Below are 26,212 nucleotides of genomic sequence, written 5' to 3' on the forward strand. Positions count from 1 at the left end.
CCGCTGACCAGCGGGAGACGCGGGTTTGTTAGAGGCGGCCTCGGTGTCGGGTAGTGGACCGCTTCGTGTGCCGGTGGGCGTTGATGCCCACCGTTGGAGCACCTTTCCCGGTGAACGAACTCTGGTCGTCGCCGCGCGGACCGTCACCTCGACGGTACGGGTCCTCGAAACGTTGCCGTCCCTCCTGCGTGGCGACCACCGCGTGAGTGTCGTCTTCGCCTACGATCCCACGTCCGCCTTCAACGCCGGTGTCCTCGAACTCCTCCACGAGGCCGGGTGCCGGGTCATGCCCTGGGAGCAACTGGGGAGCATCACCCCCGACCTGATCCTCTCCGCCAGCGAGAACATCGAGGTACCGAAAGGCGATTGCCCGGTCCTGGTGCTGCCGCACGGCGTCGGTTTCCAGAAGTTCGTGCCGGATTCGCGGAGTCCGGGTGAGCGGCTGTCGGGGGCCGTGGCGGATTCTCTGCTGGAGACGGGACGCGCGTGGTTGGCTGTCTCACATCCGGCGCAGGAGGAGCAGTTGCTCGCCGCCCACCCGAAGGCCGCCGGGCGCACTCTGCTGGTCGGCGACCCGTGTTTCGACGAGCTTGTCGGGAGTCGGCCGCGCAGGGATGCCTACCGGGAGGCGCTGGGCGTGGCGGAGCACCAGCGTCTGGTCATGGTCAGTTCCACCTGGGGACCGACGTCGCTGCTGGGACGCCGTCCCGAGCTTCTCACGCGTCTGCTCGCGCAGCTGCCCTGTGACGAGTACCGGGTCGGTGCGATCATCCACCCCAATGTGTGGTCGGCCCACGGGGCGTGGCAGATCCGCATTCTGTTCGCCGCTGCCCTGGACGCGGGGCTGCTGCTGATGCCGGCCGTGCACGCGTGGCGGCCCGCGCTCGTCGCTGCGGATGTCCTCGTGGGCGATCACGGCTCGGTGACGCTGTACGGGGCGTCGGCGGGTATGCCGCTGTTGCTGGCCGCGTTCGGCGGCGATGCGGTGCCCGGGACGGCCGTCCACGCACTGGCGGCGGTTGCGCCCCGGCTCGACCCGCGCGGGGACCTGCTGCGGCAGGTGGACGATGTCGTGCGCGGGCACACGACACAGCGGTATGCCAGGGTTGCGGAGCAGGCTTTCGCCGAGTCGGGACATGCGCTCGCCCGACTGCGCGCTGTCCTCTACCGCCTACTGAAGCTCCCTGAGCCCGCTTCCCCGCCGCCGTCTGCGCTGATGCTGCCGGTTGCGGATCCGCCCGTCCCTCCGGTCGCCTCCTGGCAGGTGACCACGGTCGTCGCCGGGGAAGGCGAGGAGGTCAGCGTCTCTCTGTCCCGTTTCCCGGCTGCCGTCTACGGGTTCGACGAGGCTCGCCCGGTCCCGCCGGGGTCCTTCACCCACCTGGCGTGCACGACCGAGGAGCGCGACCGGCGGCTGGCCGAGAGCGCCTCGGTGCTCGTGCGCAGCCGCCGTGCGGCGACCCCGGTCGAGGCGCTGCGCTGGATCCGGGACACGCTCGCCGAGCTGCCCGGAAGCCTCCTCGCGGCCTCGGCCGTGCGCCACGGCGTGTGTCTGGTCGGGCTCCGGGACGGCCGGGTGGTCGAGGCGGCCGCCACGGGCCCGACCGGGGATCCGGGCCTGCTGGCCGCGGTCGTCTACGCGTGTCTGCGCGCGGGGCATCCGCTGGACAGCAGCAGAGTGACACTACGGGTCGGTGGCGTGCGGGACGAGGACGTGGTCCTGCGTCTTCGTCCCACGCTGGCTGCCGGGTAGCCCCGAAGCCAGCCGCCTCTTGCCCCGGCCGGCCCGGAATTCAGCGGCCGGGACCGTCCAGCCGTTGCCGCAGGCTCTGCGCCGTGCGGTTGCCGGCGGCCTCGTAGATCTCGACGGCCCGGGTCAGGCACTCGCGCACCAGGTCCTCGCGTCCCGCGGTCCGCTGGGCGATGTCGGCGAGCTGCACCAAGGCCTGCGCCTCATAGTGCGTCGCACCTACCTCCCTCAGGGCCCGGGCAGCCTCGCACAGGTCACCGATCGCTTCCTCGCTCTGGCCGAGATGGTCACGTGCCACGCCGATGGCGGCCCGTACCCGGGCCGCCATCCGCCGGTCCGGCTCCTCGCGGGACTCCAGGTCCTGCAGCGCCCGGCGCAGGCTGGCCAGCGCCTGCGTGTGATCGCCCTGGGCGTCCTGGGCGCACCCGAGGAAGAACGCGGCGATGGCTACGCCACGTGCTTCCCCGGCGCTCTCGTTGAGTTCCAGGGACCGCTGATACGCCTCGACGGCGCGGGAGGGCTCGAAGAGATCCCGGTAGCGGCCGAGGAATTCCTGCACGGAGGCACGCAGGACGAGGTGGCCGGATGCTTCGGCGAGAGCGACGGCCTGTTCCAGTTCGGCTGCCGCGCGGTCGTTCTCGCCGAGGTCGAGTAGCGGGCGCGACAGCAGGCTGCGCAGCCGTGCCTCGGCCGCCGTGTCCGCCGACACCGCGGCAGCCTCGGCGCCCAGCTCCAGCGACTCCTTCCACGCCCCCAGGTAGCGGCGGTACAGGAACAGAACCGTGAAGGCTTCCGCCAGTTGCCAGACCAGGGTATGCAGCCCGTGCCGGGCGGCCGTGCGCAGGACCGCCAGGACGGCGGAGCGCTCGGTGTCCAGCCACTCCAGGGCGGGCGGTCCTGCGGCGGCGGCGAAAGGGTCATCGGTGTCGTGCAGCAAGGGCGACAGGTCGGCGATGCGCAGCCGCTCGCGCCGCAGTGCCCGGTCGGCGAAAGCGGTGAGCACGAGGTAGTGCGTGCCCACCCGGCCGATCAGCGCCGCCTGCTCGCCCTCCTGCTCCTCCTGCGTGGCGCGCTCTTGGGCGTGCAGGCGCACCAGATCGTGCATCCGGTACCGGCCGTCGCCCAGTGCCTCCACCAGGCTTGCCTTCGTCAGGGCGCCCAGCAGGCGCTTGGCGCGCGGGGTGTCGAGGCCGGCGGCGACCGCGGCCACGCCGGCGTCGAAGACGGCCATCGGCAGCCATCCGAGGAGGCGGTAGAGCCGGGCGGCGTCGGGCGGCAGCAGCCGGTAGGAGGAACCCAGAACAGCGGACACCGAGGACTCCTCACCATCCAGTGCCATACCGGCCAGCCGGCCGGCCTCGTCATCGAGTTCGGCGGCCAGCTCGGTCATGCTCAGGCTGTTATCGGTGACCAGACGCGCCGCCACGACCTGCAGTGCCACCGGCAGGCCGCCGCACAATTCCACCAGGCGCTGCGCGGCCCGCGGTTCGGCCGTGACCGCCTCCTGGCCGCAGCGGTCCTTCAGCAGCGCCAGTCCGCCGTGCGCGTCCAGCGGCTTGACGGAGATCAAGCGGGCTCCGTCCAGGGCCAGTTCACCGAGGCGGCCCCGGCCGGTGACCAAGACGGCGCTGCCCGGTCCCTTGGGGATCAGCGCACGCACGTGCGCGGGCTGGTTCACGTCGTCCAGGACGAGCAGGATCCGCAGGCCGGCCGAGCGGGAGCGGAACAGATTGGTCCGCTCCGCGAGCGAACTCGGAATGTTGCTGTCGCTTCCCGGCAGCGACCGCAGGCACATGGCAAGAGCCTCGGAGACATCCGCGCCGACGCCGGCGGCCAGCACGGGCTGCGTGCGCAGGGCGGCGAAATCCACATACAGCTGCCCATCCGGGAACTGCCGCCGGGCCCGTTCCGCCCACCGCCAGGCCATGGTCGTCTTGCCCACTCCAGGCAGTCCGTCCAGTACGCCGACACGGACGGGCCCGAAGCCGTCTTCTCGCGTGCCGAGGGTCTGGTCCAGTACCGCGAGTTCGGCCGTGCGGTTGCTGAACGGGACCATGGTGACGGGCACTTGATCGGGCAGGGAGTGAGGGCCGGGTCCGGACGGGGCGGGCTGGACGTTGAAGGTGATGCCGCCGTGGATGTGCGAACCCTGGAAGGCCGGACCGTAGTTGACCCCACCGCTCACGAGGCTGACGAACGTGCGGGAGACTTCGGGTGCCAGCTCGGACATCAGCCCGGCCAGTTCCTGTACCGCGCCGGGATCCTCCCGGAAAATCTCCTCCAGCCGCTGCTGCCACCGGGCCTGGAGGTCCGCCTGGGTGCTCACGTCGCCCGATTCCTGCGCGCTGCCCAACTCCGCGCTCGACGCCTGCAGTTCCTCCTCGGCGTCATCCCCCGCGGCCCGCCGTCCGAAGAACCGGCCCAGTGCGCCCTTCGCCCGCTCCCACGACTCCGAAACCATCAGCCCGACCAGCGTCGTCGCCCCCGACGCCGCGAGCGCCGCCAACTCGGCTTCCACACAGCCCCCTTCGCACCGTCCGCCCCCACCGGGACAGATACCCACCGTAGAGAGATCGCGGACGCATGGGCAATCCGACACCTGCACCGCCGCCGAGACTTTCCCTGGCACAGCAATCACCGCCGCCCGGGCCACCGGCACGGGACACTCGCTCACCGGCAGACCCTGATACCCGGTCCTGGCGCCGTCTTCTGCGCGATCGGCGACAGCGCAGAGACGTCGCGGACACAGCGGGCACGGTCGACCAGGACGTGGCCGACGGAGCAGACTCCCGCGCCGACACCCTCCGTGTCGCGGCCATCGCCGACAACGACCGGGTGGCCTGCTCTGCCGCCCGCAGTTCGGCGAAGACCTTGCGAGCCCGGACGGCCCGAGGAAGATCACAGTTCGTCCGGTGGGGTCTGCGGGCGGCCGGTAGCGTCGTCCTGCGCCGAGGGGCAGCCCTTGTATCGCCTCCAACAACATGAGAGAGGAGCACGGTGATCGAGCGGATCTGGCTGGACGTCCCGTACGCGGAAAAGGACCAGGCCAAGAAGGCCGGCGCGCGGTGGGACCCGGCCGCCAAGCGTTGGTACGCACCCCGCAAGGGCATGACCGCGCTGGGGCCGTGGGCGGCCGCTGCGGACGTGCCCGATCTGCTGCCAGGTGAGGATCGCACCCTGGGCGACGGCCTGTTCGTCGACTTGGTGCCCTCCAGTTGTTGGTTCACCAACGTCCGCTTCTGCGTGACGCCGCGGGACTGGGAACGGCTTCGCCGGATGATCACTCGTCGGGCCGGGATGCGGTGCGAAGCCTGCGGCGCCGGTGAAGACCGGAACGCCAAGCGATGGCTGGAGGCCCACGAGCGGTGGGTGTACGACGAAGCGGCCCGTGTCCAGCGTCTGAAGCGGTTGATCTGCTTGTGCACAGACTGCCACACCGTCACCCACTACGGATACGCCCAGGTCCGTGGCCTGGAGGCGAGGGCGTTCGCGCATCTGGTCAAGGTCACGGGGATGAGCCGCCCCGAGGCCCGCCGCCACATCAATGCCGCGTTCACGCTGTGGGACCTGCGTTCGGCCACGGCCTGGAAGCTGGATCTGAGTATCCTCACCGACGCCGGGGTCACCCTCAAGCGGCCGCCTCGCGCGGCCGAGCGTCGCGGGGTCGCGGCAGCGACGCTCGCCGCTGAACGCGGCGTCCCGCAGCGTGCTCCCTCTCCTGCCGACGCGGGGGAGATCGCGGCGAGGATCGCCGTCGAACGCGGCATTGCCCTTCCGGCTCCCTCCCCTGCTGATCCGCGGGAGGAGGCGTCGGCTGCAGCACCCTCCCCGTCCCGTGCCTCGAAAGTGCCTGACCCGCGGGAGGAGGCGTCGGTCCCGCTGCTGCGACGGATCTTTCGCCGAGGTCGCTGACCTCTTGACGGCTGCTGGCAGGGGAATGAAAGCTGCTACAGATTTTCTAGTCATTCATAGTCATCTCTAGTCGTGCATCTCGAATACCTTGGCCTTGTGAAGCTTTCGGAGTGGGCACGGCAGCAGGGCGTGAGCTACCAGACCGTCTGGCGATGGGTGAAGGACGGGAAGATGCCCGTTCCGGTCCGCCAGGCGCCGTCCGGAACGTGGCTGGTCGCTGAGCCCGCTCCGGCCGTCTCTGCGACCTCGGGGCGGGTGGTGGCGTACTGCCGTGTGTCGTCCGCCGACCAGAAGGCCGACCTTGAGCGGCAGGCCGCCCGGGTCGTGGCCGGCGCGAACGGGCTCGGCCTGCCCGTCGCCGAGGTCGTCGCCGAGGTCGGCTCGGGGCTGAACGGACGGCGCCGCAAGCTGCACCGCCTGCTGTCCGACCCGCAGACGGCGGTGATCGTGGTCGAGCATCGTGACCGGCTGGCCCGGTTCGGCGTCGAGCATCTCGAAGCCGTCCTGTCGGCGTCCGGGCGGCACCTGGTCGTCCTCGACCCCACCGAGACCGCGATGACCTGGTGCGGGATATCACCGAGGTGCTCACGTCGATGTGCGCCCGCCTGTACGGGCGGCGGGCGGCGAAGAACCGCGCCGCCCGCGCGGTGGCCGTGGCGACCGGCGAGGCCACCGAGTGAAGAAGTTCCAGGCGCAGCCCGGTTTTGTGGTGCAGGCGTTCCGGTTCGCTCTGGACCCGAACGCCTCCCAGGAGCACGCGCTGCGTTCGCACTGCGGCGCGGCGCGTGCCGCGTACAACTGGGCTGTCAGCTGGGTCGGGGCGTCGTGGTGGCAGCGCCGCGCGGAGGAGTCCTACGGCGTCGCCGAGGAGCAGCTGACCGAGTGGCGGCCGTGGTCGCTGCCCGCCCTGCGGAAGGCGTTCAACGAGGGCAAGCACACCGACCCGAGGTTCGCGGCCTGGTGGGAGGAGAACTCGAAGGAGGCGTACTCCACCGGTCTCGCGAACGCCGCCGCGGCGTTCGACAACTACGCCAGGTCGAAGCAGGGCAAGCGCCGTGGCCGTGCGATGGGTATGCCGCGGTTCAAGTCGAAGCGGAAGGCACGTCTGTCCTGCCGGTTCACCACCGGCACGATCCGCGTGGACGCCGACGGCCGACACGTCACACTGCCCCGCCTGGGCACGATCCGCACGCATGAACCCACGGTGAAGCTCCTCGACCGCGTCCAGGCCCAGGCCGCCCGGATCCTGTCCGCGACGGTGCGGCACGAACGCGGACGCTGGTCCGTGTCCTTCCAGACGGAGGTGAAGCGCGACCTGGTCCGCGTCACGCGGCCGGATGCCGCGGTCGGCATCGACCTCGGGGTGAAGACCCTCGCGGTCATGGCCGACAGCACTGGCGAGATCCGCACCGCGCCCAATCCCGGCCACTACGACCGGGCGCGCAAGCAGCTGCGCCGCGCCTCCCGCGTCGTGTCCCGACGCCAGGGCCCCGACCGGCGCACCGGACAGCAGCCGTCGAAGCGGTGGGAGAAGGCCAACGCCCAGCGGAACAAGGTCCACCACCGCGTGGCGAACCTCCGCGAAGACGCCCTGCACAAGCTCACCACCGCGGTGGCCGCCGAGTACGGCACCGTCGTGGTCGAAGACCTCAACGTCGCCGGCATGCTCCGCAACCGGCGTCTGGCCCGCAGAATCGCCGACGCCGGATTCGGTGAAATCCGCCGCCGGCTCGACCACAAGACCCGCCGGCGCCACGCCACCCGCCTCGTGGTCGCCAACCTCTGGTACCCGTCCTCGAAGACCTGTTCCGGGTGCGGCGCGGTGAAAGCCAAGCTGCCGCTGCACGTCCGGACCTACGAATGCGACGCCTGCGGTCTGTTCATCGACCGGGACGACAACGCCGCGCTCAACCTCGCCGCCCTCGCGGCAGCCTGCGTGACTGGTACCGGAGTGGCCGGAGACCAGGACATCGCCCCGGCGGTGTCGAAGCCTCGTGGAGCCGACCAGAAGACCCGCGCCACCCGCCCCCGCCGCAAGGCGGGGGCGGGGCGGGCAGGTGGCGCAACCCTGCCGCATCAGCGGCAGACGGAAACGAGAGACCGTACTCAAGCCGAGCCCCTCACGCTCTGGTGACGAGACGGACCTTCCGGGCCGAAATGCCTGGAATGCTGAGACCTGACCACGGTCTCAGCAACGGGTTGTTGCGGCGCCTCCGCATGTCACGGCATGGTCCCGGTGGTCCAGGTCGCCGGCCAGAGCCACGATCTGCGTGCCGAGGGTCGACACACCTCTTCAACGAGACAACAGCCGCCACGGAGCAACGACCAGACTGCACCCGCCCAGCTTCACCACGTTGCCCCGGGCAGGCCGCGGAGTGCGAGTCTTGGCGTGCGGCGGCCTCGAATCAGCACACGGGCCCCTCGCAGGCGCTGGACATGCTCATCCCTGGCCGGCGGGTCGGGGAACGGGGTGAGCATCCAGGCATGAGCCAGCAGGCGCATCTCATCCGTCACACCGACGAGTTCAGCGCCGCTAGCCTACGGTGTCGCCGCCGGACATCTCGTCACGGAAGCGGCGTAGTGGATGTGGGCGAAGTTCGCTGCGCGGTCGGCGTACTTGTCCCGGCGTTCGTCGTAGCCGAGCGGTTTCCACGTCCCGTCGCGACCAAGTGAGCCGGGCCGTCTCAGCCCTCGCCACGAGTGCCGCCGGGGCGGCGTCACTGCCTCGCTCTCGGCTGAGTGGGGCGCCTGAGCCGCGCGCCCGGCTGCGGCCGGTTCTCCATGACGGTGAGCAGCGACTTCTGGCCCGTACACCAGTCGGCGAACCAGGTAGGCACCGCTCCGGACCCTTGCAGCGTGCGCAGTTCTTTCCAGCTGAAGGGTTCTGGTCCCGAAATGACAGTGCGTCCGGGGCCGTTGCTCCGTGTGCTGCTGACCCGGTCGAACCACGGGTGCCCGAGGACAAAGCCGGCCTGCTTGTGGAGGGGGTGGTAGGCGGGCGCCGTTACTTCGAACAGGGCGCAGCATGCCCAGATGAGGGCATCACGGATATCGCGGTTCTGGGCCGCCTCGGCCGGTTCGTCGGGCGCCAGGACAGTGGTGCCCTCACCGATGCGCGCGAAGACGGTTCTGACAAAGGCGTCGTTGACCTGTGGCAGACCGGCTCGCAGGGAGGCGCCGAAGGCGGCGGTGATCCGGCCTGCGTCGGGGCTCGGCCCGCTCTCGGCGAGGAGCTCTTCCATGTCCAGGACAACTGGTCCCGGGACCGTTTCGCCGAATGCCTGGAATCCCAGAGCCCATTCCCATGTGGGCGGGAGCTCGTCGAGCTCCATCGGTGAGTTGCGCAGCAGGTAGGCCATGGCTGGCGGGTCCTGCGAGTACGGGTTGTCCATTCCCAGGGCCACTTCGTACATCTGCTGGTCCCACTGCGGATCGAACATGAGGGTTTCGCCGCGCCAGTAGAAGCGGGCCCACCTGGCGAGCGCGTGTTTGGCGTGGAGTGGGTCCGTGCGGAGTTTGGCGATGAATCTGTTTCTGGGGTCTCTGGAGAGTTCGAGCACCGCCAGTGCCGTGTCGCGGCCGGTTTCTGGGCTGCTGCCGTCCCAGGCGGTCAGCAGGGCATCGAAGATGGCGTCGGTCGACTGCGGGGGAAGAGGGGCCGCGTTCATGACGCGCAGACACAACGAGAGGTATTTCGCCGAGGCCTGCTGGCTGCTGTTCTTGGATCTTTCCATGAGGCTGGAGACGACGTCGCGTGCGCCGCCGTCGTACTTGTCGTCGGCGCACTGGAAGATCACGTCCGCCAGGACCGAGCTCGTGTCCCGGTCGTAGGCGAGCACCATCTCCTTGACCACCTCGTCGAGTGTCCGTGCGCGCCGCACGAGGGCCTCTGCGGCGAAGTACTCCATGAAGGTGCGGTGGGTGAAACCGAACAGCCGGTGATCGAGGGAGTCCGTGCCCTGGTAGGACAGGAGCCAGGCCCGGTCCGCGCAGAAGTTCAGGAAGTCCTGTGCCCGGGTGCGGGCGTCGACCTCGTCGACCGAGGCAGTGTCCGTGAAGAAGGTGGCGATCAGCTTTTTCAGCTGACCTTCCTGGACGCCGGCCTGGGCGGTCTGGCTCTTGTAGAAGAAGAGCGCGAGTTCCTGCATCAGGCGGGTTCCATAGTGGCGGTGGTCCATCGGCTGTTCGATGTGGCGCATGGCGTCCCATCGCTGGAACAGCAGGTCGGCGCATGCCTCGTACACGGTGCGGCGGTTGCGGGGAATGTATCCGCGGGCGCGGTAGAGGGCGCACAGCAGGGAGAGCATGAGGGGATTCGTGCGGATGTCGGGGACGTTCTCCGTCTCCCGCAGGAAGGCCAGGCGGTCCTGCTCCGATCGCTCCGTGGCCGCGAACCATTTCTCCGTGTACTGGCCCACCTGGTCCAGGGAGAAGTCGTCCAGCTCGTAGATGTCGAAGTGCCGGGTGTCGAACGGCGCTTTGCTGTAGCCGACGCGCCGGGCCGTGACGAGGATCGGGATGAGCGGGAAGCGGTTGGCGAAGGCCTCGATGGTCCGGACGAAGTTCATGCGCCGTCCGACGTCGATGATCTCGTCGATGCCGTCGAAGATCACGAAGGAGCGGCCGAGGGTGGCCAGGTCCCCGACGGCTTCCTCCCCCATCTCCAGTTGCAGGTTCTCGCGCAGGGAGCGGGTGATCGCCGACAGTATGTACGCGGACCCGTCCGTGCCCGGGACGTCCTTGCAGGACACCACGAGCGGGGCGTAGGCGACGCGGGAGCCGGAGTGTGAGAGCTGGTGGACGAGGTTCTGCGTCATGGTGCTCTTGCCGACGCCCGGGTTGCCCAGGACCACGCAGCGCGGGCGGCTCAGGGGCGAGACCAGGAAGGAGTCGTCGCGGAACTCGTCCGAGCCCCGCTTGCGCAGGTTGCGCTGGACGTACAGCACTTCATGGTCGAAACGGGCTGTCTCGCTGGCATGGCTGAAGGTATGGGCGAGGCTGAGCTCGGCGTACCGGCGCTCCGATGCGGCTCTGATGTCTGCCAGCACCTCGCGCGCCCGCTTCACCCGCTCCGGGGACCCGAGGATATCGACGATGTCCCGGAAAGCGGCGCTGGGTGGAGCGTCACCGCCTGCCAACTGCGGTGCGGCCCCGATATAGGCGGTGACTTTCTCCAGGTCGGCGGCGCTGAGCGGCGCGGTGGTGCTGGTGCCGTCGAGTGGGAAGAGACTCTCCATGTAGGCCATGGCAAGCTGCCAGAGCGCATTGGCGAGCCCGCCCCAGGTGTATCCGTGTTCGTCGCAGAAGTCCTCGGCCCGGGCCGTGAAGGTCTCCTCGTACTCCCCCGCCAGGTCCGACAGTTCCTGGCGGGATCTGAGGCCCAGCCTGGCGATGAACAGGAACTGCGACAGAGCCACGATCTCGGGCTGCTCGAGGAATTGTGAGACCTGGGCGACCTGATCCTGGGTCAGCAGGGCGATCGCCTCGCCGGCACCGTCCGTGAGGAGGAGGCCGCCCCGCTCGTCGGACTCCTCCGACCAGGACGGTGGCGGGGTGTCTCCCGTCACCAGGGCCGACGACCTCGTCACGAACGCCGCTGCCACACGTCCGACCACACTGCCCACGACTGCCGGTTCCACCGTTGTCCCTCCCGCGATCTGCTCCACATCCTCGCAGAAGGCACCTCACGGTCGGGAGCGGCCGCGGTGGCCGGCCCTGCGCCTGGCGCGCCGACACCTCTCTCCCCCGCCAACGGCGCAGAATCAGCATTTGCGGCGAAGCGGGCGCAGCTGCCCATCCAAGCCGCTGCAGATGACGCACTTCGAGCGCCGCATACCAGCGATGACCTGCTATTTCTGCCCCGCTTTCGCTTCAGGTGTCAGTGGTGACGCACTTTCCGCCGATCTCTCTGCCTGGGACATCGCGGGGCGACAGCCAGTGAACCAGGCCGCACATCCCGCTGGCTCACCGGCCGAGCACTCAAGCTACGAAGGCGATCGACGGTGAGCGGCTACCTCTGAACTCAGGGCTACCGTCTTCCCTGCAACGGATGCCCGTCCTCGTAGACATCCGGAACCGCATTCATCACCTCGCTGCCGACGTAGTAGCGGATGGCGCTGGGGTATCTTGCGCCCTGCTCGCGGTACATCAGGACCTGGCCCATGAGAGCGCTGATCTGCCATGCGTCACCCAGGGCAGCGGCAAGCAGGCAGAAGGCACGGTCGGCAGAGAGAGAACCTTCCGGGACGGCGAGCCGGATCCCGTCGATCGCGGTTCCCCGGTGGTCAAAGCGGAAGACGTAGGGGAGTTCGCTCCTGAGGTAGGCGGCCATCTCTCGCGCCGTCAGGCCGAGAGCCGGGCCGTCGGCGCGTAGAGGCCACGCCAGGTCGATCGGATGGTGCACGTCGAAGTGGCTGCCGGCGAGCCGGGCGGAGTCTCTCGCCCGCCCGGCATCGTGGTTGCCGAAGCCGTTCAGGTTCCAGAGCGGGGAATGTCCCTGGGCGTGCAACTGCCGGAGCACGACAAGCTCGGGCGCGACGAGGTTAAGGTCGTCGTCCAGCTTGAGGCAGCTGAAGGAGAGGTCGCGGGAGTCGATGTGGCAACGTCCGTCGATCTTCTGCAGGTGCTTGGCGAGACGGGCGGCGATCGAACGATCATGCTTTCCGACGTAGACGATCTCCGGAGTGTCATCGGACCCCTGGTGCAGGAGGTAGACACCGGGCCAGTCCTCGAGCTTCTCAATGCTCGCAGCCGTGAGGTCGTGGCGCGGCTGCGCGGCGAGGACCCGGAGGAAGAAGTCCACCTGCTCCTGCGGTAGCAACCTAAATCCTGTGCCGCCGGTGTACGCGACGTTGCGGCTGAAGGGGTAGGCCTCGACGGTGTCTGTCCCGCGCTGGTTGGGCTCAGGGAGGCCGCGCGCCAGGAGCGTGTTCCTGAGCTTGGGATAGATGTCGCTCAGGGCGAGCACCGGCGGGGCGCCCGGGATTCCGTCTCGCACGACGTCTCGCAGAGCTCCGGTGAACGATGTGCAGGCGGTCTCCTGTTCCTCCGGCGGGGGCACGTGGGCGACCTGGTCGGCCGCGGTGAGCGTGTACACGCCGCGGATGTCGGTGGTGTCCGCGAGCTGGCTCTCGCCGGCGCCGGTCAGGCCGTGGATGACACGGCCGGAGTAGCAGCAGTCGAGGATCACCAGTTTCGCCTGGGCCGGCGAGTCGAGCAGGGCGTTGCGGACCTTGTCGTACTCCAGGCCTGTCAGGTCGGGGTAGCGGAGCTGGGTGCCGCCGGTGGCAAGGCAGAGCGCACCGGTCCTGGTGACGACCCCGTGGCCGACGAAGTAGAGCAGGAGGGTACCCGTGGTGTTCTCGGCCAGGCGGTGCAGTTCCAGCGCCAGCGCGGTGGTGTCGGTGGGATCCGCGAGCATGTGTACCCGGTCTGCGGACCAGCCGCACAGGTCGGGAGCGGTGAGCAGAGCGTGCATGGCCGACAGGCTGTTGAGGACTGCGGGAACTTCGGGGAGGGAGGGGTCCTGGTATCGCGAGATACCGATGAGGACGGCGGTGTCGTCAGACTCCATCGGTGTCCTCGTCCAGGAAGCGCCGGATCAGCGCCTCGGCCTCTGCAATATCTCCGGTCTCGAGTTCCAGGGTGCGATCCGCCCGGGTGATGGTGATGCGCACTGTGGTCGGGGTCCGGCGGCTCTGCAGCCAGGCGGCGAGGGAACCGGCAAGGACGGTGGCGACACCGCCGGAGCCGAGGGAGACCGTGAGGAGTTCGAGGGCGGCACCGAGCTCGTTCTCGGCGGGGGCAGCCGGAATGAGATGGACGCACCCCTGCAGGCCGCGTTCGCTACGGAGCCACTCGGCCAACGCCAAGCGGTCGTCCAAGGCGCCAGCTGAGTCGAGCGTGATCTGGACATCCGCCGTCCCGGTGCCCTCTGTGCCGTCCATCGTGTGTTCCCCCACTGCTGCGCGCGTCTCTCGCCCAGGACTTCCCCGGGGCTGATCGGGGAGTCACCCTACGTGGGCGGCCCCGTCCGATTCAGCCCAGCCCAGCGGTTACACGTACGGTGGTTGCCGTGCGGCCGGGTGTACCGCGGCCCCTCGCCGACTGGATCGACGAGATGGACCGGTCAGATATCCCCACCGGCTGGCTCACGCCGGTCACGCCGCCGGTTCCCGAAGGCCGCTGCGTCAGCGGCGTTTCGCACGGGCGGTGTCGACCCGTGCGAAATCCTCAGGTCCTTCCTCCATGAGCAGTCCCCCGGGATCAACCAGCGGCGCCACCACCGGGTGAAGGTCGTCTCCGGCAGGATCGTCCTCGCCGTCATGCCAGCGAGCAACCACCCTGCCCGCACCCGCCACCAGGTCAGCGAGCTGGAGGGAGGGGTGGTCCGCCGAACGGCCGCGCACCAGATCCTGGAGGTGGTCTTGCTTGATGAGGCCGTGGACCAGGCCCACGGCCGTGGCCCCCCGCTCCAGGACGTCGAGTTTGTCGTCGGTCAGCAGCCGCTGGTCGTCGGCGAGGACCTGGAGCTTGCCGCCGTAGCGTACCGACGCGTGGAGAATGACCGTGGGCACTGCGGTGACGAGGGGATCCATCGTGTCGTCCAGAAGGCCGTGCTCTCCGGTCGGTGTGGCCTCGGCCGGACGCTCACGGGCGAACTCCTCAGCTTCCGGGCGGGTCTTGCGCAGCATGTCCAGGACCTCTGCTGCTTTCTTCGCCTGCGGCGCCTTGCGGCGGCGGGCGTAGGCGTAGGACTCCCGGATGACGGTGTAGAGGTCGTCGACCGTGACCTGGTCACCCGTACGGTTCCTCTTGGCGAAGAAGCCCACGGCGGTGGCGATGAGCCGGTCGAAGCCGTCGCGGCCCAATGCCCGGGGACCTTCGGTGGCCAGGTCCAGGGCCAGCTGCCGGCCCACGCCGTTGCTGTCGATGTCGTAACCCAGAGCGTGGAACCGCTCCTCCAGCAGGAGGGAGACAAGCTTGGCCGCGACGAAGTAGTGCTTGTCGATCGCGTACACCGAGGCACGGTCATGCAGGGGCCCGCCCGGCCACAGCAGTTCGCCCAGGAGCCGACGGCGCTGGCCGGCTCCCCCGCCGGTGAACATCTTCTGGAACTTCGCCTCTGTCGCGGACTGCTGGATCCCCGCATCGCGTCGCAGCGTGTCCACGATCGCGGCAGCTTCGGCGTCGTCGATGGCCACCGAGCCCAGGATCATGTAACGGTCATGGCCGTGGAGTTGGTCGCCGTGATAGCCGGACTCGTCGATGGCCATCCAGCGGTGTTCGCCGGCTGTGTCGTCGGTGGGTGCCTGACGGTTGCGGCGGCTGAAGTTCGGCCCGAGCAGGCCCGTGCCCGGGTTGCGCGCGTGGTTGCGTTCACTCACAGAGACATCGTCGGCGGATCGGGCATCGTCGACAACCCTCTTTCGCAGGCGTCCGCCCCGGTTGGGAGGGGCTGCAGGATGGCGCGGCTGTTTCACCGGTCGGCGGTGGGGGGCCAGGCTGTCGGGAGGGCGTGCTCTTCGCCGCTTCCCGTCCAGCGGCCCGTGATGAGCCAGAGTTCGTAGTGCAGGAGCCACGCCGAGGTCCACGGCAGGATGGTCTGGGAGAGGAACATGTGGTCGTTCCATTCTCCGGGCAGGTACAGGCACAGGTCGCCGCTGGCGTAGACGTGCGGAAGGTGTGTGGCGTCCGGGTGCAGTGCCAGTGGCGGGTCGGTGACGCTGACGCGGGGGCTGCCGCGGTGGCGGTAAGCGATCCTGACCGTGTAGCGCCTGCTGACGGGGGTGGGCTGCAGGGTGAGGGTGCATACGAGTTCGCCGCCGCGCAACGTTGCTTCGGCTGTGGGGACAGCCGCTTTGACGGCGGTCATCTGCCGGGCGAGGTTAATCGCGCGCGTCGGTGTGCTGGCCATGGAAGGTCTGGGGGCGCCTGCGCGGGCCGGCGGTGGTGGTGGAGAGCAGTCCCGTGGTGCTCATCCGCTGCTGGGTGGCCGTGTTCTTCATGCGGTTCGCGTAGCGGGTGAAGGAGCGCTGAAGAGGGCCGGGGTCGAAGGACTTGACGAGGTGGGAGTAGACGGCGTCCAAGCCCTCGGAGTGCATCAGGGACGGGTTGTCCATGGTCTCCGTGAGCTCGCGGAACCACGTCATGAAAGCCTGGCGCCGCTGAGGGTATTCGTTCCACTTGTCGGTGAAGTTCTCCTCCTTGTGGGCGGGGTTGGCGACCCACCACTGGCCGTTGCGTCGTTCGATGAAGCCGGGGATGGCGGCGAGCACGTTGCGCAGGGCGGTGAACAGGTCGTCTTCCCCGCGGTAGGCGCGGCCGGCGAGGGTGGTGAGGAGGATGGACGGCGGACGGTTGTCGGTGTCGTCGCCGAAGTAGGTCATGCAGTGCCATTTCAGTACCTGCACGAGGCGCTGAAGAGTGCTGCGGATGTGCCAGACGGGCACGTCCGCGATGCTGGCGCGCTTCTCAAGAAGGGCGTGCGAGAGTTCGGAGCGGGCGCTGAACCAGTCCGCGTAGCCGATCGGGTTGCCGTGCTGCCATTTGTACAGGTTCTTGTCCGTCAAGAGGATGCCGTGGGGCTGGTGTTCGTCGTCCGGGATGGCGGGAAGGACGTCGAGGTGGAATCCGGTGTATCCCAGGGTCCAGCACCGGCGACGGGGTTCCAGGCTGCTGGGGCCATCATTGTGGCCCTGCTGCTGTTTCCAGGACCGGTACGCGATGAGCTGGTCGCCCACCCGCTGCTTGAGATCGTCCTGTGTGGTGCTGGTCTTGTGCAGGGGGATGCGGCAGACGAGATCGATGTCGTACTCGCCGGTGGGTGTCTGGGGGCGGACGACGGTACCGAGGAGGAAGGACCCCTGCGAGTAGATCTTGTAGTCCGGGCTCTCGTTCAGGCCGAGCCAGGTGCCGACGTCCATGTAACGGCGAACAGCGGCGTCGTAGAGGTCCGGGGAGATATCAAGGGATTCCACGGCGCCGTCGAGCAGCATGGACAGCATCTGTTCCAGGGAGTCGGTGTCGGCCTCTCCCGTCGGGTGGAGCGTGTTCACGTCATTCCTCACGGGTGGGGTGGCAGGGCGTGTAGGTGGGGGCCTGGTGGTCGCAGAAGGTGCGGTGGATCGCCGGGGAGACGTCGCGGCTGATGTGGCCTGCCAGTCCGGAAAGGGTCTGGGTGTCGACGTTGTCGAGTGCGACGGCTCCGGTGGGGACGGTCGGGTTGAGGCGCAGGACGTTGTCCTTGCCTATGAAGTGGCGCACCTGTTTGGCGGCGCTTTCGCTCTGGGCCCGCATGAGGACCTCGACGGCGTCGCCGGCCCAGGGCAGCAGGCCGCCGCGGTCGAGGCGGCGGTGGCGGCTGCGGACGTCGGTGGTGGTGCCGAGGCTGAAGACCTTGATGGCCTCGAGGGGGACGGACAGCGGCCCGACGGCCTCGGTGAGCGCGACCATGGTGGGGTTGTTGGCCCACACGCCGCCGTCGACGAGGCGGGCTCCGTCCAGAGGCATGCCGGGCAGGTAGGTGGGTGCGGCGGAGGTGGCGAGCGCGACGTTGACGGCCTTTTCCCGCCAGTCCCGTTTGAGGGTGGGCAGGTGCGGGGTCCGGAAGAGGTAGACGTCGTCGGCGGCGATGTTGTAGGAGGTGATCACCAGGCGTTTGGTGCTCTCCCCGAAGGTCCGCTCGCCGAAGACGTCGGTGAGCGCCGCTCGCAGGGGCTCGGTGCTGTACTTCGCGCGCAGGAGGTGGCGCAGGCCGCGCATCCTGGAGCGGTCGCGGAAGATCCGCGGGCCGTGCTCGGTGTAGAAGGTGAGGATCTCGCGGGGTGTGAGACCCAGGCCGAGGCCGAGTGCGATGATCCCGCCGGTCGAGGTGCCGGCGATCAGGTCGAAGTGGTCGGCGATGCGAATGTCGAGGTCTTCCTCGAGGCGGGCAAGGACCGCTGCGGAGAACATGCCGCGGAAGCCGCCGCCGTCCAGGGCCAGGATCTGGAAACGCTCGGTCAGTGCAACCGCCCCCGTCACGCGGATCGTTGAAGGGCCGCTGCCGATAGGAGCGGATCTTCCCTGTCGAGGCTACTTAATATCACAGCATGAATTTCCGCGCCTGTTTCTGCGCAGGGGTCGTAGGGTCGTGTCGGGCCGCGCCGTCCCCGGAGCGTGCGGGGCCTGCGCGATCCGCCAAGATGTGGAGACCAAGATCGGGCAGGGCAGGCAAGGGGAGATATGAGCACGCAGGTGTTCGAGAGGGCACGGCTGCGGACCGCCCGTGAACTGGCCGGGCTGAGCCAGACGCGGCTCGCTCGCGAGGTCGGGCTCACGCCGGCCGCCATCAGTCAGTTCGAGAGCGGGGCCGCGCGCCCCAGCCCGGAGACGACCGGCGTGCTGGCCCGCGTTCTCGCGGTGCCGCCGGCTTTCTTCGGCGAGGCGATGACCGGCAGCCACGACGGCTTCTTCCGCTCGTTGCGACGGACCTCGGTGACCGACCGCCGCCGCGCCCGGGCGATCGCCCACGTCGCCCACGATCTCGCCGTCCACGCGTCTGCGGTGGGCCGCTTCCGCGTCGCGGACATGCCACGGCTCCCGGTGAGCAGCCTGCAGGCGCAGCGGGCGGAGATCGAGGAGGCAGCGGCCCAGGTGCGGTCGCTGTGGGGACTTCCCCCGGGGCCGGTACCGAATGTCGTGGAACTGCTGGAGGGACACGGGGTCGCCGTGACCCGGCTGCCTCTGGACAACCACGATGTGGACGCCTTCTCACTGCCGTTTCCCGACCACCCCGTCGTCGTCCTGGGCAGCAACAAGAACGACCGCGCCCGCTCCCGGTTCGACGGCGCGCACGAACTCGCCCACCTCGTCCTGCACGGCGAGCAGATCTGGGGCGTCAAAGAGGTCGAGACACAGGCCCACCAGTTCGCGGCGGCCTTCCTCATGCCCGCCGATGACATCCACGACCAGCTGCCGACCACGGTGGACTGGCCGACCCTGTTCCATCTCAAACAGCACTGGCAGGTCTCACTCGCTGCCCTGCTCATGCGGGCACGGACGCTCGGACGTATGAACGAGAACGTCTATCTCACCGCCATCAAAACGGCCTCCGCCCGCGGGTGGCGCCGCGTCGAGCCGGTCCCCCTCGGCCGGCCGGAACAGCCCGCACGGCTCCTGGCCTACCTCGCCTCCACCGACAGCACCCCAGCCCGCTCCGTCCTGCCGCCCCAGATCGTGGAGAGCCTGCAGACCGCCTCGGCCACGTGACCCGCACTCCCCCGCACTTCCGGCGGATCGCGAGGAATCGGCAGTCGGCCGCACCGGGCCTGGCCCCAAAACCGTGCGCCGAAGTCGTACCGACAGCCTGGAGGCCTTGCCCTACGCGCCTGCCCCACCCGTGCGGGACGGCTCCCCGATGCCTTCCTTGTACCTGCGGGCTTCGCTGACCAATTCGCTTCCCGCCTCGATCAGTTCACGTGGCCGGCCGCTTACCGCACGCAGGTGCAGGACGTGCTCGACGACCTGTGTGTCATCCAGCGAGTCGAGCCATGCCCGGACTGTTTCCGCCTCGGGCCGTTCCGGGAAGAAAGCGAGGAACTCGACGAGACCGGCGCGGCCGGTGATGGCCGCGATCCTGTCCCGGCTCCGGACGACCGCGGGTGTACGACCCGCCTTCGCCAGGGCATCGCGTATGTCCCGGTGTCCGACGGCGATGTCGAGGTGCGGCGGCAGCGGGCTCACGTCGTGGCGGCCGGTGACCAGAATAGGGATGGCCACGGTGCGTACCCACTCTTCGAGAATCTCCAGCTCGTTGGCGGCGATGGCCCACACACCGGTGTGGGGCCGCTGCAGGGACACGGTCGGCCACACGGAAAAGGGGATGCGGGCGCCGCGCGGCGCGCTGGCAAGGACGTCACCCTCCCGCAAGGGCAGTCCATCACCCGGCTGGGGCCCGTATTTGAGGGGAAGAGCGACGGTCAGGTCGCTGTGCGGATCGTCGGGATGCACGGCGCCGAGCCGGGTCGCCGCGACAGCGGGAGCGCGGTGCTTGGCTACGTTGGTGTAGACGGCGAGGAGCCGCAGCGGATGCTCGTCGGGGGTGCGGCGCTGGAACGGCTGCAGCCGCTCGATGCGCTGCGCGAGCGGCGTTCCGGCGTGCAGCGGCCCAAGTTGCCGTCGTCTGCGGTTGCCGAACCACTGGGCGAGGGCGGCGGCGTCACACGTGGCCGGCATCTCCACCCCCTTCGCCTCCTCTTCCGTCAGGGAGCGTCCAAGAGCGGCCTCGACCTCGGCGTACAAGGTGTGTTCCAGCGCGGCCCGCAACTGGGTGAGGGCGTCGGCCACGAGCCGGGGTATCGCCTGCGGGAGCGGAGCGACCTCCTGAACAACGACATCCACGCGGTTGTCCTTGCTCACTTCGGCGAACGTGATCGTCCCGTGCTCGGTGTAATCGTGCGTCAGCCGCAGCAACCGCTCGATCGTGTGGTCGACGTGGGCCAGCGTCTCCACCACATGCAGTTGATGGTCGGGCAGCCAGGAACAGTCCGCGTCGCGCAAGCTCATGCAGCGACCCTAGCGACCGAACTTCGGCGTTCCCCGCCCCTCTCGCATCCGTGCCGCACAGCAGCCACCTGCGGTCCGCGGTGCTCGCTCTCCTCCCTGCCCGTTCCTGGGTCCGCGCGTATGGCCTGGCGCTGCTCCCGCCGGCCGCCACTGGTCTACCAGGCGTCGGCGGCGAGCGCTCACAGAATGCGCTTCCGAGTTGTGGGGGTGGGCTGGGTTCATGCCCGGACGCGTTCGATGCCCTCGACGGGGAGACGCCGGACCTGAAGGACAGCATGGGAAGGTGGTTGCCAACCTGGAGGCCGTAGCGCTCGCCGGGGTTTAGACAGGTCACGATGGTTTGCGGCCTCGTGACGAACGCTGGGTCCTCGGTGGTACGGGGGCCGGGCGATGCGGGTGCCCGTCACCAGAGTGGCCCCTGTGGTAGACGAGCACGGAGTTAGCGCCGTCGCCGCCACCAGCGCTGTTGTACACCGGCTGAGGCGCTGGCTGTTGCGCCGTGGTCGGCGTGGGCGAGCGGGGCGGTGAGTGTGACGGGCGAGTTGTCGCCGGTCGTGATGCTGATGTTCTGAACGGCCCTGTGGACCTGCTCAGGGGTAGGCGTGCCGGAGCCGGCCGGCATCGTGGAACGCAGTTCGGCGACGAACTGCGTGAGGCGGGTACGGACTTGGTCGAGGATGTCGTGCAGGACGGAGGGAGAGACCGCCCAGTACAGGTCGTCGATGATGATGGCTCGGCTGCGGTACTTTTCCATCGCGCTCATCAGCGTGCGCAGTTCGGCCGCGCCGGGAAGGCTGAGGTGGACTGCCTGGCCGGGCGGAGTCCGTTCGATCAGGTTCTGGAGCTGGCCGACGCCGTACGGGATGGTCACTTCTTCGTTGATCGTGCCCCGTGTGATGTCGGGGAGGTGCAGGGCGCTGATGGTTTCACCCTGGCGTTGCCAGGTCAGCGAGTGTGAGTCGGCCTGGATGGGCGCGCGCGGGCGCCGGTAGTCGGGAACGCTGGAGGCGGGTTTGCCTGCGTAGCCCTCGAGTTCGTTGAGCGCCCATTGCTTCAGGGGCTGGGAGGCGGCGTGGCCGCCGATGACGAGCGCGAGGCGCAGCAGTCCGGCAAGCGGGACGGTGTCGTCGAGGACGCCTTGTTCCAACTGTTCCACGGGCTGCGGCCCCTGGCGGGTTGGCCCGGTCATCTGCCCAGCGCAAGGTAGGCGACGACGGCACCGGCCACCGTTCCCACGGCGCTGACGGCGCCCCAGAAGATGCCGCTGCGATACCACGGCGCGGGTGTGTCCGCGGCAGTCTGGCCTGCCGGTGCCGGCTGGCCGGCGCTCGCGTGGCCGCCGTGGGAGGCGTGGGCATGAGGGGCGTTCACGGTGACGGGTGAGTTGTCGCCGGCGGTGACCCGGACCGAAGGGCCTGGCTGGGGTTCTTGCGGTGCGGGCAGGTGGCCTCTTCGGCTCATGACGTTCATCAGCTCCTTGTAGCCGTCGAGTACGGTATCGCGGGCCTGGGAGAGATCGCGCAGGGCCTGGGCGTACCGTTCGGGGTCAGTGCGCCGCCACTCTGGCGGGACCTCGGTGTATGCGGCGTCGTGGTCGGGAGTGAAGGTGCCGTTGATCTCGTCGACGAGACGGGCCAGGGCTTCCATGAAGCCCTGATGTGCCGCTTCGAGTTCCGGGTCGACGAAGTCGATGACATCGCGCTGCAGGGCTTCCAGGGCCGAGTCGATGCCCTCGGCGACAAAGTCGGGGATGCGCCGCATCGGCATCCGCTGGGAAAGTTGGACCAGCCAGGCGGCGTCCGCCGGTACCGCTTCGGCTACCCGCGCCGCCTTCGCCCGGTCGGAACCCGTGGCCGTCACCGATACTCCCTCTCGGTAGGCCGCAGCGACGAAGGCTTCCAGTGCCTGCCTGACGGCGGCGGTGTGACGGGTGAAGGCTACGTCGTCGAGAGCGCACAGACGCTCCGCGCTGTTGAAGTTCTGCATGTGCAGGTCGAATTGGGCATCGGTGGCAGCCCTGACTGCCGCGTGGAGGGCCTCGGCCGCCACCGTGACATGACAGCCAGCCGCGGGTAAGAGCTCCTTGGCTTGCCTGAGCCGCCTGCAGAAACGTCGCATTGTGGCTCATGGGCGGCCTTCCTCGTCACACTGTGATCGGTTGATTCTGCTCCACGGCAGCCTCCGCTGTTGCGCGGACGCACACACGCGGCAGCGACGCCCGTCGCCACGCGCGCAGGGTCTCCCGCCGAGAGGCATCCGAAGTTGCTGCGAGGAAGGTGGCGCGCGTTCTACCCACCGTCAGCGCCATGACGACGACAACTGCGCGGCAGGATCAGCCGGATACGCTGGAGCGAGTTTCGCGGCGCGCTGGCACAAGGCAAGGCGTTGTCATAGCAACTGGCCGGCGGCACACGGTCACGACGTTCCAACACCTCACCGGCCCGTACAACGCATTCCATGCCGACGGCGGCGCCCCTCCGCTGCCGCCCGTCACACTCCCCTCTCGTCTCGACCTGGCCTGCCCCACCGACGCAACCGACGCCTTCCAGTCACGAGAAGGACTATCCGGCCAGGGCCAGTCCACCTGCTCTCGACCGCCACTACCGGCCGCCCAGTAACACTGAGCAGTCAACGCTCATAGTGAGCAAGCCTCAGAAACCCGCAGGTCATCTCAGTCCAACCGACGCAACTCCAAACCTACTCACGAGTAACTTCCAATGTGCCCCACTCATCAAACTGAGCAATGCACAGGCTGGCCTCGAAGGGCTGCTCACTTCCAAGAGGGCCGCAACACCTTGGTCACCATGACCGCCAGAGCCATGCCGCGCATGTCCACGGCCAGGTGCCGCTTCCTCCCATTGATCAACTTCCCGCCGTCGAAACCGCGGGTGTCCTGGCCCACCGTCTCGGATCCCTTGACGGACTGGGAGTCCAGGATCACCGCGACGGTGCGGGCATTGAGGCCGTCGTGAAGACGGACCAGCTGGTGCAGCTCGGCATGGATGCGGGCCAGGTCGCCACTCGCCCGCCACCTCTGGAAAAATCCGTAGACCGTGCGCCAGGGGATCCCGAAGTCGACGGGAACCGACCTCCACTTGCACCCATTGTCATTGACGTAGCGAATGGCATCGACGACGTTGCGGCGCGGATGCTTCTCCGGACGCCCGCCCGTGGGCAACTCACAGGCCGGGATGGGCAGCAGCGGTTCGAGGACGGCCCATTCGGCGTCCGTGGTGTCACTGGGATAGTGCCGTCCGCGCACCGCCGACGGCGGCGTCTCGTTCGTGCTGGTCATCAGCGTTCCATGCGGGTGAGGACTTCCAGGGTGGCCTTGACGCCGCCGAGCTGGTCCAGGACCAGGCGGATCCATTCGTCGTCGGGGGCCTTCCTGGCATGCGGGGCGATGATGCCGGTGATGAAGTTGGTGACCCGGTGCAGTTCGGCCTGGAAGATCGCGCGCTCGTAGGAGATCCAGACCTCGCTCTCCTCGGACATCTGAAAGCCGTCCCGTCTGTTGTAGGTCACCGGCGGGAGTCCTTCCTTGACCGCAACCTTCCGCAGGAACCTCAAGCCCGCCCAGACCTGCGACGGTGTGCGCTTGGTCGCCCGGCACAGCTGGGGAAGCGTCAGTCCCGCCGGCCGCGCCTCCTGCAGAGCCTTGCGTACCGCCTGGCCGTGGACGTGGGCGGGCAGACCCGCCCCCATGGCTACTGGCCCCGCAGCAGCTGGGCGAGCTGTTCGTCGAGATCGACCTGCCCGGTCGCGGCCGCGGTCTCGATCCAGTCGGCGGTCGCGCGGATCTTCTCCAAGTGGTTTTCCAACACCTTCGTCTGGGTGTCGGTGAACTCGTGCCCGCGCAACTTCGGGACCAGCCGGGCGGCCCCGGCGATGAACCCCTGGCAGACGGCGATCAGGTCGGAGAACTCCATCGACTTCCGCCAGCTGTGGACGATGCGGGCCGGGTCGTCAAAGCGTTCACCGTCCTCGCCAGCGCCGAAGGTGTTGTCGTAGTCCTCCTCGAACTCATCGTCTTCGACTTCGGCCTGTTCGAACTGGGCCTCGTTCACGTTCTCCCGGGCCTCGGGGTCGCGCATGGCTTTGAACGCCACCTCCGACCGGCGCAGGAAGTCGGTGGCCACCTGCGCCGCCACCACCTCGTCATCACGCGCCAGCTCACGGATCGCCTCGACCTTCTCCTGCACGGTGACCGGGACCAGGACCTCCTCGGTCTTCCAGCCCACTAACTTCTTCGCCACCTCCGCACTCCACCGACGCCGGCCGGTGCGCTCGCTCAACGGCGGGTTCCCGATCAGCTCGAACCGGTCCGGTACGGAGGCCAGGATCCGATGGACCTCCCAGGAGACCCCCGTCTGCCGGTGCTCGGCGGGCCACTGCGCCGCCACCCACCGGTGCGTCCGGACCGTATAGAAAGACAGCCCGATCTCCTCGGCGAACAGACGCAGCGACTCCTCCACACCCTGGTCACCCTCGTCGAGCGGCAGGTGACCGCCGTGCCCGCGAAGCGGCTCCAGCTCCAGAGCCGCGTCCCCGAGCCCGAACTGGCAGCGGGTGTCCTCCTCCACCATGTCCAGAGACTCGGCCACCAGCTCGTCGTAACGGCTCCGCGTGACCTTCCCAACCATCTCCACCATTGGGGCCATGGCGCACCACCCGGCGCGGGCCGAAGCGTCGGCGTCCTGCGTCGGCTGCGGAACCCCGGCCCGGCGATGCGCCCAGAGTCCACCTCACACCACCAACATCACCAGGTTCCGAGCCAACATGGCCAATTCTGGCCCCTATAGCGACCCATGGCGCCCTGCACCACTCGCCGATCCATCACTCACGGAACGTCACAGATCGTCGGTTCCGACACAGCTTCTCACGCCGAACGCCCGCTCGACGGCGGCCTTGTCGGTCGGCCGCAGCACCCGCGCGGGCAGGACCTGGCAGCCCAGCACCCGCTCGACCTCGACCAGGTGATGGTTGCGATAGACCGATCCGTGGTCGGTGGTCACCGTCTCCGGGGTGAAGAACGGCAGGCCGGCCACCGCGTGCCCGGCGAACTCGGCCACCACTGCGGCGGGCAGGCCGGGGTAGGGCCATTCCAGGTCCTCGCCCCAGTCCGCCCGCATCGGCAGCGGCATCGTCACGTCCCGCAGCACCATCGCGACGTCCACCGAGGTGTCGGAGACCAGCGTCAGCCGGAAGGCGACCAGCGAGTGCGTGCAGACGTCCAGGGCCAGGGTGAGGTGCATCTTCACCGGGTCGCCGAAGACGTGCTCGCGGACCATGACCGGCAGCACCGTGGTGTCCAGCGCGACGACCTGGCCCGGCCGGTGCACCAGGATGTGCCCCTGCGACTCCGGCAGATCCGCCGACCGTGCGTAGCGCTGCCGGGCGCCGCCGGGACCGAACCACTCCTGCCAGAGCCGGCGCAGGGTGTCGTAGCTGGGCACCTTCGTCTCGGGCCCGAACTCCTCGCGGACGTACTGGCGGATCATGCGGTCCTTGGTCCGCATCGACACCTTCGCCATCCGCTGCGTCTCCTCGCGGACCGCCAGGACCGCCTCCCGCACCTGCTCGGAGACCGTCCGGGTTCCGCCGCTGCGGCGCAGCCAGCGGTCGTCCGCGCAGCCGACCAGCCCGAACCGGCGGCGGGCGTTCTCCCACCGGATCAGCGTGCGGTAGCCGACCGAGCCCAGCCCCAGCAGCCGCGCGTGCTGCGGATCTAGGGCGGCGAGCTCCGCCACCTTTGCGTGCCGTCGCTCGGTGAGCGTCGTGGTCGCCGGGTCGTACTCGGCTCTCGGCTCGCCCGGGCCCGGGTGGAACGGGTCGCCGGAGCGGAACCCGGTCGCCACTTCCAGCAGGTGGGCCATCCGCAGCTCGGTCAGCTCCAGCCGGCCCGCTTTCAGTGGACGTTAAGTCCGTTTCTCGTAGCGACCTCGTCCGGGTTGGGTGAGGAAGCCTTGTCGGACGAGGCGTCCGAGGCGGCTGCGGGTGACG

At 69.0% G+C, this 26,212-nt stretch carries 17 protein-coding genes and 3 pseudogenes; 5 read left to right on the forward strand and 15 right to left on the reverse strand.

Annotation, left to right across the window (positions count from 1 at the left end):
• The first annotated feature begins 73 nt into the window (after window positions 1-73).
• Window positions 74-1,753, forward strand: a complete 1,680-nt coding sequence (locus ACIBAF_RS41535) for a hypothetical protein (protein ID WP_399470645.1) — start codon at window positions 74-76, stop codon at window positions 1,751-1,753.
• 40 nt (window positions 1,754-1,793) lie between these two features.
• On the opposite strand, the gene ACIBAF_RS41540 is transcribed toward ACIBAF_RS41535, so the two are convergent.
• Window positions 1,794-4,268, reverse strand: a complete 2,475-nt coding sequence (locus ACIBAF_RS41540; protein WP_399470647.1) for an NB-ARC domain-containing protein — start codon at window positions 4,266-4,268, stop codon at window positions 1,794-1,796.
• A 479-nt stretch (window positions 4,269-4,747) separates the two neighbouring features.
• Here ACIBAF_RS41540 and ACIBAF_RS41545 point away from each other — a divergent pair, with 479 nt between their 5' ends.
• The 3 genes and pseudogenes from ACIBAF_RS41545 (at window position 4,748) to tnpB (ending at window position 7,796) form a co-directional block, all read left to right on the forward strand.
• Complete coding sequence (locus tag ACIBAF_RS41545; RefSeq protein WP_399470649.1) at window positions 4,748-5,662, forward strand: DUF5710 domain-containing protein; 915 nt, start codon at window positions 4,748-4,750, stop codon at window positions 5,660-5,662.
• Window positions 5,663-5,758: 96 nt separating this feature from the next.
• Window positions 5,759-6,342 (forward strand): annotated as a pseudogene (locus tag ACIBAF_RS41550) (IS607 family transposase).
• Window positions 6,339-7,796, forward strand: a complete 1,458-nt coding sequence (tnpB, locus tag ACIBAF_RS41555) for an IS607 family element RNA-guided endonuclease TnpB (RefSeq protein ID WP_399470651.1) — start codon at window positions 6,339-6,341, stop codon at window positions 7,794-7,796. The pseudogene ACIBAF_RS41550 and the gene tnpB overlap by 4 nt, the downstream one beginning before the upstream one ends.
• Window positions 7,797-8,379: 583 nt before the next feature.
• Here the strand turns inward: tnpB and ACIBAF_RS41560 are convergent.
• From ACIBAF_RS41560 to ACIBAF_RS41590, 7 genes are all read right to left on the reverse strand, one after another.
• Window positions 8,380-11,301, reverse strand: a complete 2,922-nt coding sequence (locus tag ACIBAF_RS41560) for an NACHT domain-containing protein (protein ID WP_399470653.1) — start codon at window positions 11,299-11,301, stop codon at window positions 8,380-8,382.
• A gap of 389 nt (window positions 11,302-11,690) precedes the next feature.
• A complete protein-coding gene (locus ACIBAF_RS41565) occupies window positions 11,691-13,235 on the reverse strand; it encodes an Eco29kI family restriction endonuclease (protein WP_399470655.1) in 1,545 nt (514 codons plus the stop codon).
• Window positions 13,225-13,608 carry a hypothetical protein gene (locus ACIBAF_RS41570; protein ID WP_399470657.1) on the reverse strand — a complete coding sequence of 128 codons (384 nt, stop codon included), beginning with the start codon at window positions 13,606-13,608 and terminating at the stop codon, window positions 13,225-13,227. The genes ACIBAF_RS41565 and ACIBAF_RS41570 overlap by 11 nt, the downstream gene beginning before the upstream one ends.
• A 243-nt stretch (window positions 13,609-13,851) precedes the next feature.
• Window positions 13,852-15,048: a DUF3800 domain-containing protein gene (locus tag ACIBAF_RS41575; protein ID WP_399470659.1), complete on the reverse strand. Its 1,197-nt coding sequence runs from the start codon at window positions 15,046-15,048 to the stop codon at window positions 13,852-13,854.
• A gap of 92 nt (window positions 15,049-15,140) precedes the next feature.
• Window positions 15,141-15,536 carry a hypothetical protein gene (locus ACIBAF_RS41580; protein WP_399470661.1) on the reverse strand — a complete coding sequence of 132 codons (396 nt, stop codon included), beginning with the start codon at window positions 15,534-15,536 and terminating at the stop codon, window positions 15,141-15,143.
• Window positions 15,537-15,549: 13 nt separating this feature from the next.
• Window positions 15,550-16,719: a cyclic GMP-AMP synthase DncV-like nucleotidyltransferase gene (locus ACIBAF_RS41585; protein ID WP_399470663.1), complete on the reverse strand. Its 1,170-nt coding sequence runs from the start codon at window positions 16,717-16,719 to the stop codon at window positions 15,550-15,552.
• Between the two features lies 1 nt (window position 16,720).
• Window positions 16,721-17,686: a CBASS cGAMP-activated phospholipase gene (locus ACIBAF_RS41590; protein WP_399470665.1), complete on the reverse strand. Its 966-nt coding sequence runs from the start codon at window positions 17,684-17,686 to the stop codon at window positions 16,721-16,723.
• 201 nt (window positions 17,687-17,887) lie between these two features.
• Between ACIBAF_RS41590 and ACIBAF_RS41595 the strand changes: the two genes are divergently transcribed.
• Entirely contained in the window at window positions 17,888-18,913 is a 1,026-nt protein-coding gene (locus ACIBAF_RS41595) for a helix-turn-helix domain-containing protein (protein WP_399470667.1), read from the forward strand.
• Window positions 18,914-19,024: 111 nt separating this feature from the next.
• On the opposite strand, the gene ACIBAF_RS41600 is transcribed toward ACIBAF_RS41595, so the two are convergent.
• The 7 genes and pseudogenes from ACIBAF_RS41600 to ACIBAF_RS41630 all read right to left on the reverse strand — a co-directional run.
• Window positions 19,025-20,209: a hypothetical protein gene (locus tag ACIBAF_RS41600; protein ID WP_399470669.1), complete on the reverse strand. Its 1,185-nt coding sequence runs from the start codon at window positions 20,207-20,209 to the stop codon at window positions 19,025-19,027.
• A 439-nt stretch (window positions 20,210-20,648) separates the two neighbouring features.
• Window positions 20,649-21,398, reverse strand: coding sequence for a hypothetical protein (locus ACIBAF_RS41605; protein WP_399470671.1), 750 nt, complete (start codon window positions 21,396-21,398; stop codon window positions 20,649-20,651).
• Complete coding sequence (locus ACIBAF_RS41610) at window positions 21,395-22,258, reverse strand: hypothetical protein (protein WP_399470673.1); 864 nt, start codon at window positions 22,256-22,258, stop codon at window positions 21,395-21,397. Before ACIBAF_RS41610 ends, ACIBAF_RS41605 begins: the two co-directional genes overlap by 4 nt.
• Window positions 22,259-23,006: 748 nt before the next feature.
• Window positions 23,007-23,471, reverse strand: a pseudogene (locus ACIBAF_RS41615) (transposase); the annotation flags it as partial.
• A gap of 32 nt (window positions 23,472-23,503) precedes the next feature.
• Window positions 23,504-23,734, reverse strand: a complete 231-nt coding sequence (locus ACIBAF_RS41620; RefSeq protein ID WP_399470675.1) for a hypothetical protein — start codon at window positions 23,732-23,734, stop codon at window positions 23,504-23,506.
• A gap of 182 nt (window positions 23,735-23,916) precedes the next feature.
• On the reverse strand, window positions 23,917-24,870 hold the full coding sequence (locus ACIBAF_RS41625) for a DUF6192 family protein (RefSeq protein ID WP_399470677.1): 954 nt from the start codon (window positions 24,868-24,870) through the stop codon (window positions 23,917-23,919).
• Between the two features lie 219 nt (window positions 24,871-25,089).
• Window positions 25,090-26,121: pseudogene (locus ACIBAF_RS41630) on the reverse strand (transposase); the annotation flags it as partial.
• Between the last annotated feature and the right edge of the window lie 91 nt (window positions 26,122-26,212).

The sequence above is a fragment of the Streptomyces sp. NPDC051677 genome (genome assembly GCF_044453465.1).
Taxonomy (GTDB): domain Bacteria; phylum Actinomycetota; class Actinomycetes; order Streptomycetales; family Streptomycetaceae; genus Streptomyces.

Excerpts from the sequence above, each read along its gene's own strand:
- ACIBAF_RS41565 (WP_399470655.1), bottom strand. The coding sequence starts at position 13,235 with ATGGAGTCTGACGACACCGCCGTCCTCATCGGTATCTCGCGATACCAG.
- ACIBAF_RS41570 (WP_399470657.1), bottom strand. The coding sequence starts at position 13,608 with ATGGACGGCACAGAGGGCACCGGGACGGCGGATGTCCAGATCACGCTC.
- ACIBAF_RS41580 (WP_399470661.1), bottom strand. The coding sequence starts at position 15,536 with ATGACCGCCGTCAAAGCGGCTGTCCCCACAGCCGAAGCAACGTTGCGC.
- ACIBAF_RS41595 (WP_399470667.1), top strand. The coding sequence starts at position 17,888 with ATGAGCACGCAGGTGTTCGAGAGGGCACGGCTGCGGACCGCCCGTGAA.
- ACIBAF_RS41600 (WP_399470669.1), bottom strand. The coding sequence starts at position 20,209 with ATGAGCTTGCGCGACGCGGACTGTTCCTGGCTGCCCGACCATCAACTG.
- ACIBAF_RS41605 (WP_399470671.1), bottom strand. The coding sequence starts at position 21,398 with ATGACCGGGCCAACCCGCCAGGGGCCGCAGCCCGTGGAACAGTTGGAA.
- ACIBAF_RS41625 (WP_399470677.1), bottom strand. The coding sequence starts at position 24,870 with ATGGCCCCAATGGTGGAGATGGTTGGGAAGGTCACGCGGAGCCGTTAC.